Annotated in this window: 14 protein-coding genes and 2 pseudogenes; 9 read left to right on the top strand and 7 right to left on the bottom strand. The window is 57.5% G+C overall.

The genetic code is table 11. From position 1 onward, the window contains the following. A pseudogene (locus tag KJQ96_RS33555) lies at positions 1–588 on the top strand (DNA methyltransferase). Here the strand turns inward: KJQ96_RS33555 and KJQ96_RS33560 are convergent. Beyond that, positions 585–2789 carry a type IV secretory system conjugative DNA transfer family protein gene (locus KJQ96_RS33560; RefSeq protein ID WP_213290543.1) on the bottom strand — a complete coding sequence of 735 codons (2205 nt, stop codon included), beginning with the start codon at positions 2787–2789 and terminating at the stop codon, positions 585–587. The pseudogene KJQ96_RS33555 and the gene KJQ96_RS33560 sit on opposite strands and share 4 nt — an antisense overlap. A 2-nt stretch (positions 2790–2791) precedes the next feature. Continuing rightward, on the bottom strand, positions 2792–3067 hold the full coding sequence (locus tag KJQ96_RS33565) for a hypothetical protein (RefSeq protein WP_213290544.1): 276 nt from the start codon (positions 3065–3067) through the stop codon (positions 2792–2794). Positions 3068–3352: 285 nt separating this feature from the next. Here KJQ96_RS33565 and KJQ96_RS33570 point away from each other — a divergent pair, with 285 nt between their 5' ends. Then, entirely contained in the window at positions 3353–5527 is a 2175-nt protein-coding gene (locus KJQ96_RS33570; RefSeq protein ID WP_249734834.1) for a MobA/MobL family protein, read from the top strand. A 231-nt stretch (positions 5528–5758) separates the two neighbouring features. Then, complete coding sequence (gene mobQ, locus KJQ96_RS33575; protein ID WP_213290545.1) at positions 5759–6931, top strand: MobQ family relaxase; 1173 nt, start codon at positions 5759–5761, stop codon at positions 6929–6931. A 71-nt stretch (positions 6932–7002) separates the two neighbouring features. Here the strand turns inward: mobQ and KJQ96_RS33580 are convergent, their stop codons facing one another. The 3 genes from KJQ96_RS33580 to KJQ96_RS33590 form a co-directional block, all read right to left on the bottom strand. Beyond that, complete coding sequence (locus tag KJQ96_RS33580) at positions 7003–7782, bottom strand: hypothetical protein (RefSeq protein WP_213290546.1); 780 nt, start codon at positions 7780–7782, stop codon at positions 7003–7005. Positions 7783–8045: 263 nt separating this feature from the next. Beyond that, positions 8046–9368, bottom strand: coding sequence for a type IV secretory system conjugative DNA transfer family protein (locus tag KJQ96_RS33585; RefSeq protein ID WP_213290547.1), 1323 nt, complete (start codon positions 9366–9368; stop codon positions 8046–8048). A gap of 491 nt (positions 9369–9859) precedes the next feature. Continuing rightward, positions 9860–10111, bottom strand: coding sequence for a hypothetical protein (locus KJQ96_RS33590; protein ID WP_213290548.1), 252 nt, complete (start codon positions 10109–10111; stop codon positions 9860–9862). Positions 10112–10159: 48 nt separating this feature from the next. Here KJQ96_RS33590 and KJQ96_RS33595 point away from each other — a divergent pair, with 48 nt between their 5' ends. The 4 genes from KJQ96_RS33595 (at position 10160) to KJQ96_RS33610 (ending at position 14630) form a co-directional block, all read left to right on the top strand. Continuing rightward, positions 10160–12523, top strand: coding sequence for a hypothetical protein (locus KJQ96_RS33595; protein ID WP_213290549.1), 2364 nt, complete (start codon positions 10160–10162; stop codon positions 12521–12523). 17 nt (positions 12524–12540) lie between these two features. Beyond that, positions 12541–12768: a hypothetical protein gene (locus KJQ96_RS33600; protein ID WP_213290550.1), complete on the top strand. Its 228-nt coding sequence runs from the start codon at positions 12541–12543 to the stop codon at positions 12766–12768. A 423-nt stretch (positions 12769–13191) separates the two neighbouring features. Further along, a complete protein-coding gene (locus KJQ96_RS33605; RefSeq protein WP_213290551.1) occupies positions 13192–13605 on the top strand; it encodes a hypothetical protein in 414 nt (137 codons plus the stop codon). Then, positions 13602–14630 (top strand): hypothetical protein, encoded by a 1029-nt coding sequence (locus tag KJQ96_RS33610; protein WP_213290552.1) that lies wholly within the window; start codon positions 13602–13604, stop codon positions 14628–14630. Before KJQ96_RS33605 ends, KJQ96_RS33610 begins: the two co-directional genes overlap by 4 nt. Before the next feature lie 321 nt (positions 14631–14951). Here KJQ96_RS33610 and KJQ96_RS33615 read toward each other — a convergent pair whose 3' ends face one another. Next, positions 14952–15512: a recombinase family protein gene (locus tag KJQ96_RS33615; protein WP_213290553.1), complete on the bottom strand. Its 561-nt coding sequence runs from the start codon at positions 15510–15512 to the stop codon at positions 14952–14954. 1106 nt (positions 15513–16618) lie between these two features. Between KJQ96_RS33615 and KJQ96_RS42260 the strand changes: the two are divergent. Beyond that, positions 16619–16696 (top strand): annotated as a pseudogene (locus KJQ96_RS42260) (PEP-CTERM sorting domain-containing protein); the annotation flags it as partial. A gap of 748 nt (positions 16697–17444) precedes the next feature. Further along, a complete protein-coding gene (locus KJQ96_RS33625) occupies positions 17445–17666 on the top strand; it encodes a hypothetical protein (protein WP_213290555.1) in 222 nt (73 codons plus the stop codon). Between the two features lie 734 nt (positions 17667–18400). Here KJQ96_RS33625 and KJQ96_RS33630 read toward each other — a convergent pair. After that, a complete protein-coding gene (locus KJQ96_RS33630) occupies positions 18401–18709 on the bottom strand; it encodes a DNA -binding domain-containing protein (RefSeq protein ID WP_213290556.1) in 309 nt (102 codons plus the stop codon). Between the last annotated feature and the right edge of the window lie 303 nt (positions 18710–19012).

Consider the following 19012-nt stretch of genomic DNA (forward strand, 5'->3'; position numbering starts at 1 on the left):
ATGGGCAGCGCATCGGTGGATTTCATCCTCACTGACCCGCCGTATCTTTGCCGCTACCGCTCGCGCGATGGCCAGAGCATTGCCAACGATGATCGTGATGACTGGCTGGAACCGGCATTCTCCGAGATGTACCGGCTGCTCAAGCCGGACTCCCTGTGCCTGAGCTTCTACGGCTGGCATGTCGCCGATAAGTTCATCGGCGCCTGGCGCAAGGCGGGTTTCCGTCTTGTCGGGCACGTCGTGTTCCGGAAACGGTACGCATCATCGGTGCGCTTCCTGCAAGGCAGGCACGAGCAGGCCTACCTCCTCGCGAAGGGCGATCCCAAGTTGCCCCTGGCACCAATCTCCGATGTTCTCGAATGGGAATACACCGGCAACCGGCTGCATCCGACGCAGAAGCCTATCAGCGTCTTACAGCCACTCATATAGGCGTTCTGTCCCCCGGATGGCTTGGTGCTTGACCCGTTCTGTGGTTCGGGCTCAACGCTGGTCGCTGCGCGGCGCACAGGTCGTTCTTGTGTCGGCATTGAGCTGGATGCGCGGCATGTCGAAACAGCTACCCTGCGCCTGAACGCGCCCACGGGTTAGACCGCTGGCGATTGCCGCGTTGAGCCGGGCTCTTGCACTGCAAGGCCCAGCTTGGCTTGAAATTCCTTGGGCTCATGTTCGGGAAAAATCTTCTTTAGCCGTGCCGGATAGTTGGCCTGTGACATCACCAGAATGGAATCCCTGAACTCAGGGCCATAGAGGTCGGCCGGATCGACAAGAGGCTTGCGCCGACTCTCCAGCAGGCCTTCCCGCTCGCTAACGTTACGGCTCATGATCTGCGCACGCTCCTCGCTCGGATTCATGTAGATGCGCACCGCGCATTGATCGAGCATGCTGGAGGCGGAGTCCTTGTAGATCCTTTCAAGCTGGCCACTGTCCTGGGCGAAGAACCAGAAGCGCACGCCGTAGCCACGGCCTGTGGCCAAGCCTCGTTCCAGCACGTCCATGCGCTGGAGCTGGGGCATCTCGTCGATAAAGAAGGTGACCTTGGGCGCGGAGCTGTTGGGCCTTCCTGATATGAGGTCGCGGTAAAGGCACGCGAGCAGTGCGCGGACGGTCGACCGGTAATAGTCGATACGGTCAAGGTCAATTGTGATGTAGAGGGTTGCCGGTCCCTCGGGGCCTTGCCGGAGATCTGCGCCACGAAGTTGGGTTGTTTGGCTTAGTCGAAAGGTGTTGCCAGCTTGCCAGCTCGTGAGTTGGTTCCGTGAAACTTCAAGCACGCTGCTTCGTTGCTTGTGAGCCATCATGAGAAAGGTGCGCCCCTCGTCGTAAAGCAACGACTGCCCCGACTCCCGGAGAACTTGTAGCCAGTCCTTCACATCTTCCGGACAACGCGCGAAGACGGTTTCAAGGGTGTCCTGCTCACTTGAACTCGGGGCGCTCGCTATATCGTTGATCGCGCTAAGGGCATCGGCGACGGTCCGGCCATTCCGGCCAGCTCGCAATGCGGTCTTTGCAAGTGCGGTCGCCACAGCCCGCACACCCGCCAAATCCCAATAGTCCTCACGCTCGCGCGGAAAGGTGAGGGCGCGGGCGAGAATAGTCGCATCCTCGTAGGCAAAGTCACCATTCTGGTCGGTGCGAATCCAATCCAGAGGATTAAAGCTGATCGATTCCGCAGGGGACGCCGGATCGTAACGGTAGACGGGCCCAACGTTCTGGCTGCGCCATCCCGCCGTCGCTTCGTAGAGCTCGCCTTTCACATCGAGTACCACGGCGCCACCTTTGTAATTCACCAGGTTGCGCTTGAGCAGAAGCGACTTGCCTGTGCCGGGTGCCGCGACTGTAAAAACACTCTGTGGGGAGTCGTAGAACATTTCCTGGGAGGTGCCGTAGAACGGCCCAAAGCGCAGGGCGCTTGGGCTGGTCTCGTCAGGGATCAGATTGGAATAGTCATCTTGCGGCGAAAGCCAGCGCGCGCCGGCAAACAGGTGGCGTTCGAGCACGGCGCGGTCCTCTGCTGTCACGGCCCCGGCGGGATCGAGGGCGCGGCGGAGCGCGCTCTCCACGCGCTCCATGGCTGCACCCTTCTTGCCAAAGTGCGCGGTTACGATGTCGTCCAGGGCGTCGCGGAGCTTTGCCCTTCGGTCGGCCGCGAAAAACGCATCACCTCCTGGGAGTAGGGCACAATCCCCCTCGTTCCAGACGAGCGGAACGGTCACCATGGTCCGCTCATGGGCAGATAGTACGTTGAGTGCCTCCAAGACGTGGGCGAGGCGCAGCGCGTGCCGCTCGCTCTCGCTGAACTCACGCAGGGTTCGCCTGAACGACGCTCCCGCGATTGCGCCGACTGCGGCGCGGGTCAGGAAGTCCTTCTCGTTCTGCCTGAAGAACGCGGTTACCGGCTCATCCTCGGCCTCGGGGACCTGGGCGGGGGCGATGTCCTGGACAAAGCCGGCCGCCAGCCGTTCCAGAGATGACACCGGCAGGAAGGCCGGAGCGAGGTCTGTCATACTCACGGAAAACGGCGTTAGGTCGTTGCCGAACTTGCGCTCGATGGCGGCCAGCGCGTCGGCCCGGCTAAAGCCTGCGCCCGCGGCGCGGCCGGGTGCGCTCGCGAGGGACCCGAGGGAAGGCTCGGGGACCGAAGCGGGAGCAGAGGTTCGCACTTGCGGGCGCATGGCGCGCCGTGATGCTGCAGCTCCCATGAGTCCGCCAATCCCGCCGACGTAAAAGTAGACGGTGAGTGCAACGAACAGTGCGCCGATGAGCAGAAATCCGGCGGCCGGATCGCTCAAGGTTACGAGCCGGGCTTGGGCGGCTGCTGGGCGAGAGCCTGTTCGCGTTCAGCGAGCTCACGCTCGCGGCGTGCCAGTTCTTGCTCCCGCGAATGATTCTGGACGACCTTAACGCCGGCGGCTGTCGCCTTGGCGGCGTCCTTCGTCATACTAAATCCGCCACGGAACATCATGGCGAAGCCGCCAATTATCAGCAGCGGTCCAAAAAAGAATGGCGGGACGAATGTCAGGATGATGCCGAAGCCGAGAATCATCGTTCCAAGAATCATTTTGCCCATGAGTATCCCCAGGTTGAAACTATCCCCTCGCGCAATCATCCCGTAAGGCGGCCCGGAAAGCAAGCAGCGGCGCGCCGGGGAAACCCCGGACCCAGCGGCGCGGCGTCATCCTCCGCAAGGGAGGCGACAGCCGCACCGCGCGACCTGGCGTGGAGGGTTGCGGGGCCATCAGAGCACTACCCACTTGCGGAGAACGAAGGAGCGTTGGTAGCATGGCCAGGTCGGTAGAGCGCACTTATGGGTTTGCACGGCAAACCCGTGCGCTTCGCCTGATGGAGCTGCGCCTTGGCTATCTACAGCCTGCGTCATACGCCCATCGGCCGCTCGACCCAGGACCGCCCGCATACTGCGGCGGCGCACGTTGGCTATATCAGCAGGCCTCAAGCCGCCCGGCATTTCATGGCAGCGCGTATGCCTGAAAGGCCCAAAGCCGCCGCCGCATACCTAAGGCAGATGGAGGATGGTGACCGCGTCAACGCCCGGGTGGCCGACAAGGTCATGCTTGCTCTTCCCAAAGAACTGAACCGCGAGCAACGGGTGCAGCTCGTGCGAGACTTTGCCAACGACGTCACCAAGGGGCGTGCCTCGTGGCTGGCTGCCCTCCATGATAAGGGGAAGGATGTCGGCAACCCTCATTGTCACCTGCTGATCCGCGATAGGGACCCGGAGACGGGTAAGCGTGTGATCGGGATGAGCGAGTCAGGCAGCACCGAGATGCTGCGTGAGAAATGGCAGCAGCACGCGAACCGTGCTCTTGAATTGGCTGGGCATGACGCACGGATCGACCGGAGGTCGCTGCAGGCCCAGGGCATCGACCGTCCGCCCACCATCCACGAGGGGCCGAATGTCAGGGCGATGGAGGCCCGAGGGGGCCGTCCACAATCCCGGCCGCGCCTTGTGCGCAACGGGCGAGGGGCCCGCAATCCGTCACGTCAGGTGGACTATCCTTCGATCGACCGGGGACAAACCCGACCAGCTTACAACCGCAGCCTAAAGGCCGTCGAAACGGAGGCGGATTTTTGGGAAGCGGCGGATCGCGACCAGCAGCGCCGCGAGTTCGAGGACAGAGGTTTAGGAGCGGATTACGCGCGTTGGGAAAAAACCTCTAGGCGGCCAGGCTCAATGCAGGGTGTCCGTCGGTTTCCGGTCAAGCAGCAACAAGGCGGTTTCGGCGTCCCAGCGGCGGGAGAATTCCGCCCACTCTCGGTCCCGCCCCCGTTGCCAAGCCACTCGCCGCGCGTCGCTTTCGGCCCACGCGTTCTCAAGCCAGCGTCTGATGGGGTTAGTCGGGGAGAGCGACAAGGCGATTTCGCCGAAAACCTCAGTAAAAGTCCAATGCGGGCCGCGCTGCGCGGCGAGCGCCCGGAAGGTCGAAATACTAAAGAACACAAGTCCATGATGGGACAACAACCGAAAATTGCAAGGGGAAGTGATATGTCTGACGAGGACGATCGGCTTCATAAGCAGCACGCGGCAGAACGCAACCGCTTGAAATTCGAGGCGGACCAGAGCCGAGGTCGTTTCGATGACCTCATGAAACGCTCGTTTCGTGATCCCAAAGCTGCCGAACGCAAAATGGACGAATATCAGGCAAAGCACGGACCCGAGAAGCTTTATGAGAAGCTCGACCACGAGAGCTTAGGGTCTCCCTACGGTCGGGGAGTGTCCTTCGGCCGCCGTCCCGGCAGTATGGCGTCGTTAGATGGGCTCAAGAGCGGTGCGGGAGACCTTCAAAGGCAGTCGAATATCGCGCGCCGCCAGCTGCCCGAGGCGACGAAGAAGATGCACGCCGATCGGGACAAATTGCGCGGCGCCGAGCAAACGTTTGAAAACAGTCGTCCGGCAGCAGCCCCGCAGCAGGTAAGACCTGCGATGTCTCCGGCGTCGCATGCTCCGCGAGTACCGAGTGCAGATGAACGGCAGGCCAACCAGCACCATGGGCTCGTGCAGCAAGGGCAGCCGAAGCCGCCCGTGCAAAATGAGGCGCCGCAGCGTGATTGGTCGAGGATGAGTCCGGAAGCGCGTCAGGCCAAGCAGCACGGGTTGATGGAGCAACCAACGCCACATGAGCCCGGCGCAGGCAAGGCCGCTAAGGAGCCACAGGCTCGGTCGTCACGTCCTGAATTTGCGCCTCAAGGTGCGCCTCAAGCCAATCAGCACAAGGGTCTCCAACAGCCGGGCCATCCGGCGCCTCAACAACCGAGCCAGACGCCACAGCCGGACTGGTCGCGAATGAGTCCCGACGCACGCCAGGCGAACCAGCACAGGCTGATGGAGCGTCCCCTACCAGCGCCCGCAGGACCTGTGATGGCACCGCCACCTGCAGGAATGGTTGGCCGTACTTTGAGCAGCCCACCACCCGGCGAACTGAAGCAGCCCCAGATGGCTCCCGCACCAAAACCCAGTGCTGAAAAACCGATTGAGCCTCGGCTGAAGAAAGAGTGCGGACTGGAGATGTGACGACCAAATCTAAAGTGGAAGTCCGTCGGCTGTCATTTGTCGAACTGGGTTTCGCTGTTTCGCTTGATCGACATGATCGACATTGGGGTGCAGCAGCGACCGAGAAGCCACGAACAGTTTGATTCCAGGATTTTTAGCGAGGGAAGAGCGCACTTATACATCGCTGCGCGACATAGGTGCACGGCCGACACAGCGGCCGTAAGGTGTCCCTGACGGGACAAGTTCAAGGGAATGGCTTCGTATCATCTTTCCGCGCAACCTGTGAAACGCTCTGAAGGGCGTTCAGTGGTGGCGATGGCGGCCTACAGGGCCGGAGTCCTGCTGAAAGATGAGAGGCGCGGCGTCGAGGTGGATTATCAGCGCCGCAGGGGCGTCGTGCATGCCGAGATAATGGCGCCCGATGACGCCGCTGAGTGGCTGCTCGACCGCGAGGTGTTGTGGAATGCGGTGGAGCGAATGGAAAAGCGCCGTGATGCGCAGCTCGCCCGCGAAATCAACATGGCGTTGCCTTGCGAATTAAGTGATGCAGAGCGGCTTGAACTGGTGCGCTCCTTTGTGCGGAGCCAGTTCGTATCAGAGGGGATGGTTGCGGATATTGCGATCCATGCGCCAGTCACCGAGAAGGGGGATGATCCGCGCAATCATCATGCCCATGTGTTGCTGACCATGCGGCAGGCTGGTGGCGGAGGTCTGCGGCGCGTGAAGACGCGCGCCTGGAACAGCGATGCCATGCTGATTGCCTGGCGCAAGGCTTGGGCCGAGCAGCAGAACGAGATGCTGGGACGGCGGGGGTACAAGGCGCGTGTGGATCACCGAAGTCTGGCCGTTCAGCGGACGGAAGCATTGAGGCTCGGTAACCGCAGGATAGCTGCTGAGTTGCTGCGCGAGCCGGAGATCCATGTGGGGCCGAAGGCAAGAAAGGCGACGGTCCTGCGACCGCCAGAGAGCAAGGTCCGGAAGGTCGGCCCCAGACGGAGAGCGGGGAAGGGGACCGCTGACCGGCGCGAAGTACGATATCCCGAACTCGATCGCGGGAGTCGGGCGCAGCAGACGATGGCCAGGCTCGCCGGCAACGCACGCTCATACCAGGCGGTTGCGGCAAAGGCAGAGCGACAGAGCGCGCGGCTGCGGCAGCGTCAGGTGTACTACGCGAACCTGGAAAGGGATGACGGCGAGTCTTCAGACCGGCAATCGGAGCGGGAGGACAGGCTTGAGCAAGAGGCGCATGCGAGGCGCCGGCTGGCGGAGATCGCCTACTGGCTTAACGAGCTTGATCTTCTCTTCTTCGCCTTGCTTGGCATTCGCGAGAGTCAACTGGTTCGGCACTCGGAGTGGTCCAACAGGACTTCGCGGAACCACTCGCGTATCCCGCTTGCGAACGGACGCAACCGCCCAAGGCATTGATCAGCTAAGCTTAGGGCCTCAGCAGCTCAGCTACATCATACCCTTCGCGAGTGAGCTTAAAGACTTGATTTTTAGAGCAAGCCGAGCGAGGCGAGTTCCCTCAGGGCGCCTAGCCAGGTCGCCTTTGTGCGGGCGTCTTCTCCTGTGAATTTCTTGCCGTTAACCTGAATCACGTCTCCGGAGATAAATTTGACGTGCAAGATTTGTCCGTTTCGATCCAGTGATCCCTCGACCAGCAACGTCTTCGCCTCATCACTCATGCCGGGAATCGTCTGAGCCGCTTCGCTAAGAACCTCATTGATCAGCGCTTCGCGACCTGCCCCGGCGCCTTCGACGTGAAAGAAGAGATCGTTATTGATCTTCGTTGCGAGCTGACGCCGAAACTTCTCGGCAAAGCCGTCGGTAGAGTCATACGTCTCGAAGAGACCGCGGGTTTTGAGTTGCTCTCTGAATTCTTTCAGTGCCTTGTATTGCGCCTCGTCAACGCTGTCCGGGCGGACCGGTGCCGATGAGAAGTAGATCATGGCCGGCTTTCCGGCTTTCACATGCTCTTCTATTTCCTCAACCGATCCGCTGACCGCTACTCCCGTCGGCGTGCCGATGCGGGTCCAAAATATCGCTACCAGCAAGTCCGCTCCTTCCAGGATCTGCCCGTTCAGAACGCCTTGCGGCCGCTCTTCCATTGAAGGGTGCGAATGCGTTTCCCATCCGATAGGCATAAGCGCAGTAGCTCGCGACTCCGAATGCATGGTATTCCATTCGTGGATAATATCACGCGCAAGTTTCCGCTCGGCCGCTACATCTCCGGGCGAGGCGATCATCACGTTAAAGACTGTGGCTTGATAGGACATTGCGGTTTCCAACACGTCGGAGCCTGGTGCAATTTATAGGTGTTATACCTGCGCAATGGAAGCCGCCCCTGGAGATCGCCTGGGGAAACGACGGACAACGAAGAAGAGACAAAGGCGCAGGAAGAGGCCGAGACTAAGCTCCTCCTCCAGATAGAGGCGGAGCATACGCTTTGTGATGACCCGACGTGGCGCAACAAGCAGCTTAAGCGCCTCAAGCTCTAGGCCGCAAAGCATGATCAAGATCGGCCTAAGCCCTCCTAGGCTTATCGGGCGTCTCGCGAGTCCACTTTCTGACACTCAACCGTCGTGGCTGGCGGCTTCGCGGGGGACGGCCCGGGTGGCCATTTGTCGTACTTGCCGCGCCAACGCAGATTGCGCCAGGAACGGTAATTGACCTTCGCAGCCAGCACGGGGTACCGGAGAATGTCGCTGCGGTAGATCACGATGGCGTGCTTTCCGGGCAGGCGCATGACCTCCGAAGGATCGAGCAGCCAGCGGCCGGTCTCCGATTGTCCGAGCGAATGATGCTGGCGGACCGGGTCCAGATTGGTGTGCGAGGTGCCTGCGTTGCGGGAGAGCGATGTGGTCTGGCCGATGATCTCTGACACGAAGCGGGCGGCGTCCAGGTCGGCAACGTTGAAAAACACCTTGCATGTTGCGTTCGCCAGAAACGACCCTGCGCGGCGGTAGATTGTCCGAAGCTGGCTCAGGTCTTGAAAGACCAGGAGCGGCGTGCAGTAGGCCCGCAGGTAGCCGACGCCGCGCTCCAGTGGCTCAAGGCTGCCGAGGGCGGCTGCTTCGTCGAGCAGCAGCAGGACCTTGCGTTTGGGGCGTGGCAGGTTCTTCGCCCGCGTGAGAGAATTGATGACGCAGCCGACCATGACCCGCAGGAAGGCTGCGTAGATGTCGAGCTTCTCCTCGTCGACGACCAGATAGATGGTCTTGACCTGTTGCACGAGATTGCCGAGGTCGAAGTTCGAATATCGGCTGATTTCGCCGGCAGGGCCGCCAGCGGTCCACACGCGCGTTGCCTTCTCGGCATTGGAAATAATGCTCTTGAACTCCTCGCTGCCATCCATGGAGAGGAAGCTTGCGGCGATTTCTGCGGCGGGACGGGATCCGCCGGTGCTTATGGTCTGCAGCAAATCCTTCAGGGATTCAGGTGGCAGCGTGGACAGGCTGCGTACCTGCGCGAGGTTCCGGCGTTCCAGTTCATGGCGCATGACGTGAAGGATAAGGCAGGCCAGCAGCCCTTCGGTCTTCGCGTCCCAATGGCTGGTCTTCTCGTCGGGGATGATCATGAGGCGGGCGAGCGCCTCCGCGTCGTCCCGTTCATGAAGAGTACCGGTTCGGATCATGTCGAGGGGATTGAAGTGATCCGAATGAAGCGGGTCTGTGGTATCGAGAAGGCGGACCATACCGAGGGTCTCACGCTGGCGACGTGTGATAGCGCTGTTTTCGCCCTTGATATCAGTACAGACAATCGAACCACGATAATCGAGCAGGTTAGGGATCACGATGCCCACGCCCTTGCCAGCGCCCATTGGCGCGAACACTGCAATCATCCCGTCCTTGTTGAAGCGCAAAAAAGAACGGCCTACTCGGCCGACGATGGGTCCACGTCCTCTTCGCACTCCTGACCAGAATAGCTCGCATCGGGATGCGAAGCGGGCAGAGCCGAGCGCTCCACCGGGGCTGAAGCCGTGCCATCGATGGAGTTCGTGCAGAACTCTTAGAATGCGGGTTGTGAACCAATACAGGAAACGGACCGCCAACACGGCGACTCGCAGAAGCCACAGCAGTAGATGCGCCATGCGGCCAGACTGCCACACGGTCTGGTAGTGAGCCAAGCATAGTGAGCATCGCCTTGCCGCTGACCGCGCTAAAGACCAAGGCATATTCGACCGAACCGACCTATATCCGACGTCGGTTCAAGCCGTACCCGTCTTTAGCAGGCGGCGACCTGAGCAATCCTTCCATATTGTGATGCCGTAGATGTCGGGCACTCACTGAAAAAAATCCGTGGGAAATAGCACCTCCAGTTGAAAAACGTTTTAAGTGTAGTTTGTACTATGCTCTACTCAAGTGAAAATTTTTCGCGGCTCATTTTCTTGTGGTCTTTTTTGAGGTAACTATGGCCTATTTCATCGTCAAAGAAAAAGCGCTCAACCTTCGAAGCGCTCCAAAAGAAGTCAACAACAACATAGTGACGGCGTTGTCTCGCGGGCAAATTGTCACGCTTATTTCCGTTGCCGATCCTTCTACCTGGTGGTTCGTTCACGCTCAAGTCGGCGGACAAAGTCTGGTTGGGTACGTCTGGCACCAGCACCTTTTAGCTCTCCCGTCGTCCCCAACACGTCAGAGACCGGAAGGCAATGTGCCCTCCAGGAGCAAAGTATTTGATGATGAAACAACTAAGGCGTTATCGCCTTTCCTGACTCTTCAGGGTCCAAAAGATACAGACGCCGAAACATTGCTGAGATTTACACGGACCCGACTTGTGCCGTTGGAGTGGAGCGACATTCTCCAGCCTAAAGCCGGGAGCAACGGGTTCGAATATCTTCGGTCCTACTTGCACAGGGCTTGGAAGCTACGGCCAGAGGAATTCGATGCCGCAAAATTAGGTCTGTTCATAACAGTTGGTGCTGCTCCAGGCCTAGAGGTGAAAGTCACTCACCCATCCGGTCGCGAATATGTTGCTATTCTTAAGGATCCCGCCCAAGCGAGTCATGTCTTGGACGATGAAGCAAGCTACGACGCCTTCTGGGCAACCGGCCTGCTTAAACTCCAGCTCGATCCTGCGATATCGCCATCAGTTGAAGAACTGGATCTCAGCGCCCCGGTCATAATCAACGAGTACAACGAGCTTGTCGCTGCGGAAACTCTCGCAAAAACGTTCTCAGAGAAAGCTGATGAGTTCGTAAGTACTTCGATCGGACCGCAACTGCTTGAGGGTGATGAAATCGAGCGAGTCTCCTCGCGATTTCTGAGAATGAAAGCACCTTATGAGCAGGTCAAGGTGGCGAAGCTTCGCCTGAAAGACCGGGCGGCAGATCTTGGATACGTGCTGCCTCTTGTTCAAGAACGTAGACCTCTTCCAGGTGGGGGTGACGCTGTCCTCGAGCCCGGAAAGCTTTACCGGGAGTATGTCCGACTCTTCACATGGACTACGACTCATGAACGGATCGTCTTCGACCGCATTTTTCCGCGACGCGTGGTCGATACAACCATACATGTGGAGCTAGGTCGAGACTACTATCAAGTTATGCCTGACTACGATCCGTGGATTGAGCGGCGTGATCAGCTTTTCAGAAACGAGAACCTTACATCTTATATATTCCAGCGGAATGGGTCGGAGTTTGTGACTCGCAATGGCGAAACGCTCTCAGCGATCGCGAAGCGCTGCGACCTGGACGAACAATTCCGTTTGGCGTGCGCGATATGGATACCAGTGTACGAGCAAAAGCTCACAAAAGGTGAGGTTTTAACAAAGTATCTAATCTACAAGAGGCCTCTGCCCGGCATCAAGCCCATCGATTTTCCGCAGGTGTTCATTCGAGAAGAGCTTGCATATAAATCACACTGGAAGCATCCGGAAATAGGAGAGCTTTTAAATAGTTTGAACCTCGCGCCTGGTGAGGAGCGAACTATAACAATCGAGAGAAGTTACTCGCGCGAAGCAGAGGAAAGAAAGACGGCCACGTCATTGCTCGACGTCTCTGAGACCGAGTCGTTGGATCTCGCGACTGAGATCGAGAACGAAGCAAAGCGTTCTGAGGACACATCGAGGAGCAGTAACTGGGACGTTAGCGCAGGCGGAAGCTTTTTTGGCGGTCTTTTCTCAGCTTCCGGCGGGGCCGGCGGATCTTCAACGACAACCACTTCTGAATTTGCTCGTAACGTGCAAAAGCTGGCGCGGCGAGCATCTAATTCGCTAACGAGGCGAACGCGTCAAGAGGTCTCAACGTCGAGTTCAGTAAGAACGAACATTCTGAGTCGAGAAGTTACGACTATAAAAGTAAATAATATCAACGACGGCCGGACGCTTAATCTGCTTTTCTATCAGCTATTCAATGTATACGAGTGCGGGCTTTACCTAGAGGACTTGGAGCTCGTCATTGTGCCGCCGATAGAGGTGGTGGATGGAAGCAATGTCACTCTGCCGGTTCGAGCCAAGTTCTCGGAAATCGAAAAGGCGCTCGATTTGGCTGATTGGCGAAGGCTGCCCATTTTGCCGGACATGCATGGGAGCACAGATGAAGCCTTTACTGATCAGTACTACGGCAAGATCCTGAACGCTATTGAGGCGGTTATCGATAGCGATTACCCAAAGAGAGACGCCGGGCTGGAGCAACGCAGATCAGCTAACGTTGTAACGTTTGCTGAGGCATTTGCTCGGCCGTTGGGGGTTGTCGCCGAAGGATGGCGAGACAGGGCAAAGCGCATAGCTGATCGAGTGGCGAGTGCCATCTTTCATGATGAGCCCATCAGCACGCCTGAACAGGGCGGACGAAATAGCTTAGTAAAACTCAAGGTTCCTGCTCAGAGCGTATACATGACTCTTTCGTTGGCGTTCGGCCGGGGACAGAACCTTATGCAGAAGAAATGCGCGCACAGGAGGTATTCGCTAAGGCGGCTGCGAATGAGAAAGAACGCGCCGCCGCGGCTTACCAAAGAGCGCTTGCGCGACGCGTCGGAGGCGAGGACGCAGACGATGAAGTCGTTATGGACAACTGGCTAGCCGCGGAACGAAGCAACTTGAAAGAGCTTCGCATTATTCTTGCAGATCAGATGCCCAAGGGCCAATGGGGGCTTCGAGCAGAAGGAGTCATTCAAAAGGCATTTGAGGTGACGTCAGATCAACGAGAGGCGCGGTTGCAATGGACAACTGATCAGACCTGGCTGGTAGCCGCCGAAGCTATCGCGCCGGCAATAATCCATTATCCTACAGGTACGGCGTATTGGCTTTCGATTACTCATAGTTGACGAGGTATTATCGTGGCAAATTGGCTCCCCAGGCATACGATCGCCCTTGCGGTAGCGGCGGCGCTAGGAATATTGGCCTGCTATTTCACAGCGAGGCACTCCATCGCACTTCAAGGGCTTTTTTTGATTTCAGTTGGATTGCTGACTGTTGCTTTAATTACAATCGGTCTCGGAGTTACCAGTCGTGCAGCCGGCATCCTAATTGATGAGCGTAATCGATACTCGATTTCTAGGTTGTAATTAGTGCTCTGGAATTTGCTGCTGATAGCTTGCTACTTGTCTGCGGTAATTCACAATCTTTTGTCAGGGGTGGCTGATCCCCTTCTCATAAAGGTTCCGCCGGAAATATGGGTCCTGGCGGGCATTACAAATGGAACAGGACTCCTAGCGCCTCTTATTCTCAGGCGAGGCGATCCGCCGAAAGTGGATCAAGCAGTCTCGCAACTTGGTTCGAAGGAAAAAGAGTCGATCGCGGTGAAGGAGACCTCGAGGGATGCAAGTATCGGCGATCTTTTCAGTGGAGAACGGGGAACAGATTTTCAGACTGTAGATGTGCCGAGGGTTCAACAGCTTGCGTTCACGGCTATTTTGGCTGGCACATACGCCCTAACCGCGCTTAAGCTTTTTCGCGGCGCTGCTCCGGGGAGCGCGATTGCATCACTTCCGGAGATCGGGGAGGGATTCATTGCCCTCCTGTCGATCAGCTCAACAGTCTATATGGGTGGAAAAGCACTGCCCGGTTTGGCTCAGCAGATGACGGGAGCATCTGAGAAAACGGAAGACCAGGCTAGTCCAACTGTTGCTAAAGCCAGTTCATCAGGAGGCGCGGTGGGATGATAACTTCGCCCGCGCTAACGGCTTTGAGATTTGCTGGTCGAGCTGCGCTCGATACTGTCACGACACGTTGGGATTCCCAAGTATTGGGAGACAACGAACTACCACCAGAGTTGCGAACGGAAGAGCGTTTCCTCCTCATTTTCTTATTACCCAGGCTCTTAAAATTGCAGGGTGCAACTCTTGCGCATAACTGTGCGATGCGTTGGCAATATGGACAGGGGCCAGGGCGTGAATTCAAAGTGATTGCCGTCAAAGGGCGGAAGCCGATCAAATATTGGACGTTCAAGCTTTCTCAGATTGGCAAAAGCGTCACGCTCATGAGTGCGATTGACGAAGTACTGCTGGAAGCTGTGAAGGCAATCGAGGAACTGGCAGCTCCAACTGCCGCAAAGAGCGCGCGATGGGAGAAACTATTCACGCTAGCATCGCAGCTTGCTAAGGATAACAAGAAGCCAGCTTGGACGAAGGCAGTCGGTGACTATCGCACGCAGATGGATCATCCTTCGTATCCGATACTTATAAGAAATGTTTCTGACGAAGACTATATCGAGCACCAAGAACATCCGCTTCAGTCAGATGCGTTCAAAGCTATCGGAAAGTGCGCAATCCGTGCGTATCTACACGGCCAGCTAATCAAACGGGACGGCAGTCCAGATATCAAGTTCAAGCCGGAGCGGGTGGGCGTCAGGATTTGGGACGATTACGATTTTGTTGATGGCGCCCTGTCGGACTGGTCGAGTATCAAGAACTTGCGGGCTGGAGAGTCATTGGGATTTTTATTGACTGGCCGCTACTCGCAGCCTTTGGGGAGATGGCAGCAGAAAGGCAAGGACCCCTATATTCTACAGAATGCTGACTTTGCAGATTACCGAAATCTCTTCCGACCAAAATACAACGAATGGCTTAATAAGAGATCTGGGAATCACAAAAAGGATGATGGCTACCTGGTTTGCGAGGACTATTCCTCGGTATCGGAATTTAAGGAGTTTCTTATAAAAACGGGCGCGGAATACAAATTGATCTGAATTTGGTCGAACCTTGCTTGGAGCAAACAGCCCGAAGGGTAGTGAAGAGTTTACAATGCCGATGCTGACTGACTTTGATCTATGAAGATATTCATGGATTGCCCGGACCAGTGAAAGAATTGCTTCCGAGAAACTAAGGTAAAGTGCGATGTCGGTCTCACCTGTTTCGAGACGGATCGCCCTGTCCCGTCGTCAGGTCAAGGGTAAGACGAGCGGCAAGCCGCCCTTGACCTGGCGCCGTTCCAGCGCAGTGGGCTTGTCATCGCAAATGCCCTGGTGTGGGCGTTAGCCCGAACAAGTGATGGGAGCGCAGGAAGCGCTTTAAACAGGTTTGGGCTTCAGGCGTGAGATCGTCGTCGCGCTGACCTTGTAAGATTGCGCTATTGCCGCCGGAGGCTCTCCTGTAGAGAGCCGTCGCAAGGCCTGCCGCTGCTGTTGCGGCGACATTTTGGGTTTTCGACCAAACTTCACGCCGGCTGCCCTTGCACGCTGACGGCCAGCGGCGGTCCGACGAAGGATGTCCTGCCGAGTCTTTCGTGCGATATAGCCAACCAGGGCGGCGAGGACCTCACCGAGCTCGGTTGTGGTGTCGGCCCAGGGCTCGGCAAGTGACTTGTAGGTCGCCCCTCGCGAGGTAATCCATTCCAGGATTTGTAATGTCTTGTAGGGCCCTGCGCGCGTGAGCCGGTCGAGTGCGGCGAAGATGACAACATCGCCGGGCTGCACCTCACGGAGCAGTTGCTTGAGCAGTGGACGCTTGTCGCTTATGCCGCTTTGCTTCTCCGCATAGATTTTGGTGCAGCCCTCCGCGCGAAGCTGAAGCTCTTGAATGTCGAGCACCTGGCCGTTGGTGCTTACTCTTGCATATCCCAGGATTGCCATCAGAGGAGCCCTCCATAACGGGGTGAGGTCCGTGCAGATGTCCTGACTTTTGCAAGCCCAAACGAGCTATACTGCAGTGCGTTTATTCCCTGGCGGATTCCTGAATCTTTGTGCGGGGTTAGCCGATCCAATCAAAAAGACTTCCGTTGCATTGACCGTCTTATCCTGCACCTGGAACGTAAAAGCGTAAATCAGGATTTTCGCGCATGTAGTCGTCGGGCTTCCCGATAACCTTCCTTCACGCACAACACCTGTGAACCGAGGCCGGGACGTTTGCCCGCATGGGTATTTTGTTATCGCAGGAAGGTCGTCTCATGAAAGGCTTGTTCGCTGCCGCCTTGTTTGTTGGAGCGTTTGCCATCATTCCATCGCCCACGTTGGCGGAATCGTGCACCTGGGCTCACGGCCGGTGCCTCCAGCCCCGGAGCGGTGCGTGCGACGCGGCGTGCCGATCATACTGCAAGGGCGAGTATCGGGCCTGCATGGCGACCGGCTCGTTTCGTACACGGAATCATAGCTGGACCGGCCTGACCAAATCGTAAGGCGGCGCTGGCGTGGCCATCACCGGAAAGGATGCTCCAATGACTCTAAAGATTGTGAAGCTATGTTTGGTTGCCGCGCTGGCAGGATTCTCGGCACCAGCGTCAGCTGTCGTTATTGACCTGGCACCTTCAAATTTCTCTTTTGGTCCGAGCTACAGCCAGGACGGCTACACTTTCACCAACGGCAACGCCGTCAGCGGTTCTTATGCAAACTGGATTCCGGGAGGATTTCCGGCTTTCAACGCCAGTAACGCGAACGGCGATATCGTGCAGGTTGGCGCAGCTACCTCGAACACCATTACCAACGACGCCAGTCAGGCCTTCAGCTTCAGTTCGATCGGCCTCGCCAACGTCTACAACAATGGCGGTGGGGGTGACGTACTGTTTACATTCAATCACGTCGGCGGTGGCGTGAACTCGGCAACGGTATCCCTGCTCTCGGGTGTTCTTGGATTGCAGACGTTTCTGTTCAATGAAACCGGCCTGACCAGTGTGGTGTTCACACCACTTACGACCGAAGGCCCGTACCTCCAGTTCGATAATATCGACGTAAATGTGTCCGCCGTCCCGGAGCCGTCCACCTGGGCGATGATGATGCTGGGGTTCGCTGGCTTCGGTCACATGGCGTACCGCCGACGCAGGATGGCCGTGCCTGCCGTATTGGCGGCTATTGTAGCGGCAGGATTCGCCGGTCACGCGGAGGCCGCCACGAAGAAACAGAAGAAGCCACCCAGCGAGGCCGCCACGCAAAGCCAGCAGCAGCCGAAACCTGCCACCAACACCTACGGCCCAAGTTGCAAAAATCAGGGCGCGTCGATCATGTCAGGTGGTTGCGTTAACTTCAGAAGAACGGCAAGCGTGCGAGTGGCACAACCAAGAACGGAACGCGTTTCACCTGCGCCCAGAAATAACCAGGCCGCCAAATATTACTCCTGACCAACGGATGCAGTCGAGCCGATGACCGGACATGCGGACCGCTTGTGGAATGTAGGTCATCCTACAAATTGCGTCAGCTTGGCCGTTTCCGTTGATGAAACGGCACTATTCCGCGTGTATTTGTTTTCAGAAGATGGGCGGGTGGTACATTTCCTTGCCGCAAGGCGAATGGCCGCTACGTTGAATAACCAAAAGAAAGCGAAGACCATGAACCTAAGTGGCATGCTCGCTTTATGGTTGGGAAAGTTGAGAGTCTATCTCTCGATTAGCATCAGCCACTAAAGCAACAGGGGCCGTTAGCGCGGCCCCTGCTGTTTGTCGAATAACCATTCAAGCGATACAAGCTCTATGAGTCAAAACGCGAAAAGCGTCAATACGAATTTTGTCAGAGCACTTGAATACAGATAGTCCCCATTAACTGAAGGCCAAGCTAGACTCGGGGCGGAGGTACGCCATGCATCATATGTATCCCGACACCGTGACCTTTGCCCTTTTCTCCCGCGAGGTGCCAAGGCCCACCGTGACCATCCGCCGCGATGGCAGGCTAAAGCCGAAGGATCCGTCCCTTTGCGTGCCGGATGCCACGGTGCTGCTGGAAGGCGATGACGATTCCATCGACATCACCGCCAAGCAGTATAAGGCGATGGTTCAGCTTGTTCGCGTGGCCTTGCACTGAAATCCCTTTGCCAGGATCATCTTCAACGGTGGGGCGTCGCCTTGGGGACTCGACTGGCTCCACGGCCTTGAGAATGAGATGACCGTACGCGAGGCGATGCGGATACGGCCGATTCACATCTCGAAAGTGCTGATGCGAAAACGGCCGCTGCATCCAACAGTTCGACGGTGGAAAGACCGCAGACTGGGCACCTGATGAATAAAAACGTTGCAAGTCCGTCGATGGGCTCGCCTGCTTTTCCTTCGGCGCTGTTGCTTTGTCTTCGCCTTGTTGTTGTCAACGTAGTGGCCATTTGCCTTGTGGCGCCTTGAAGCTAGCACGAGGACTTTTAGATCGCGGCGCCACCTCGATTTTATTGAGGATTCTCCAGTATGCGCCGTCTGCTCCAGGCTTCTTGTCCAACGGCATATGTCTTACCGTCGAGCGCAAAGGGCGTGGAGCAGGTCAATTTTAACGCGTACGAATTGGGTCCGCGTAAGGCTGTGGATGCGCCTGATCACGATAAGACGCGCCTCACCCTCTGGGTGAGCAGAATGTTTTCGATATGTTCTAGGTTGTTCCCCTCTTAATTCACGATGGGGGATGTCCAAATCAAGGCAACCCCTTCGTCCATCGTTGCCAGTGGCTCGGCTCCCAGCATGGCGCGGCGATGTTCGAATTTCCGCAAATACCCGCGCATAAGCGAACCCATCGACACGGTTCACCCGACGTCTGACAATCGACAAGCCCGTTGGTCACTGCTTCCACCCAGGCAGGGAGAGTTTCGGGTTTGATGCACCACCACGCAGCAGGTGACGATAGCCGGTCTCAGTCATCCATTGTGCGCGGAGCAGATGGGTTTCCCATGCTCGCCGGGCCCGACCAGGTTCGCTGTCCGGGTCAATGTGCAGCACAATCCTGGCTACTTCCTTCCAGTCCGCTTCCTCGGCGTTGGCGTCGAGCAGCCGGAGGTAGGTGATTATGTGCTCCTCATCGTAAACAGTGAGTTCGTCGGAAACCGGGGCTTCATCGGCAACGTCGGGATCGAGCGGCGGCTTTTGCATGAATCTCCTCATCGTTTACGTCAGGCCCCCGCCGAATATAGCTGCCGTCGTTGCGCGCGGAAGTCCTCTTGGATGCACCGCGTGGTGCGCCGCTGGCACCACTGCGGCACAAATCTGGCGAGGAGATGATTGCCTCGCGCTTCCATTGCCAAGTTCTGGATCGCTACGGGCGCATGGTGGCTAAGCGGCACATTCAAGGCGTTTCGTCCGATGGCTTACGTCTAACGTCCCCTTGCCACGAACTGAGCTGCGTATTCCGACGATCGCGACCACCCGCTACGACGGATTGTGACCACCCATTCC

The organism is Bradyrhizobium sp. sGM-13 (assembly GCF_018398875.1).
GTDB lineage: Bacteria > Pseudomonadota > Alphaproteobacteria > Rhizobiales > Xanthobacteraceae > Bradyrhizobium.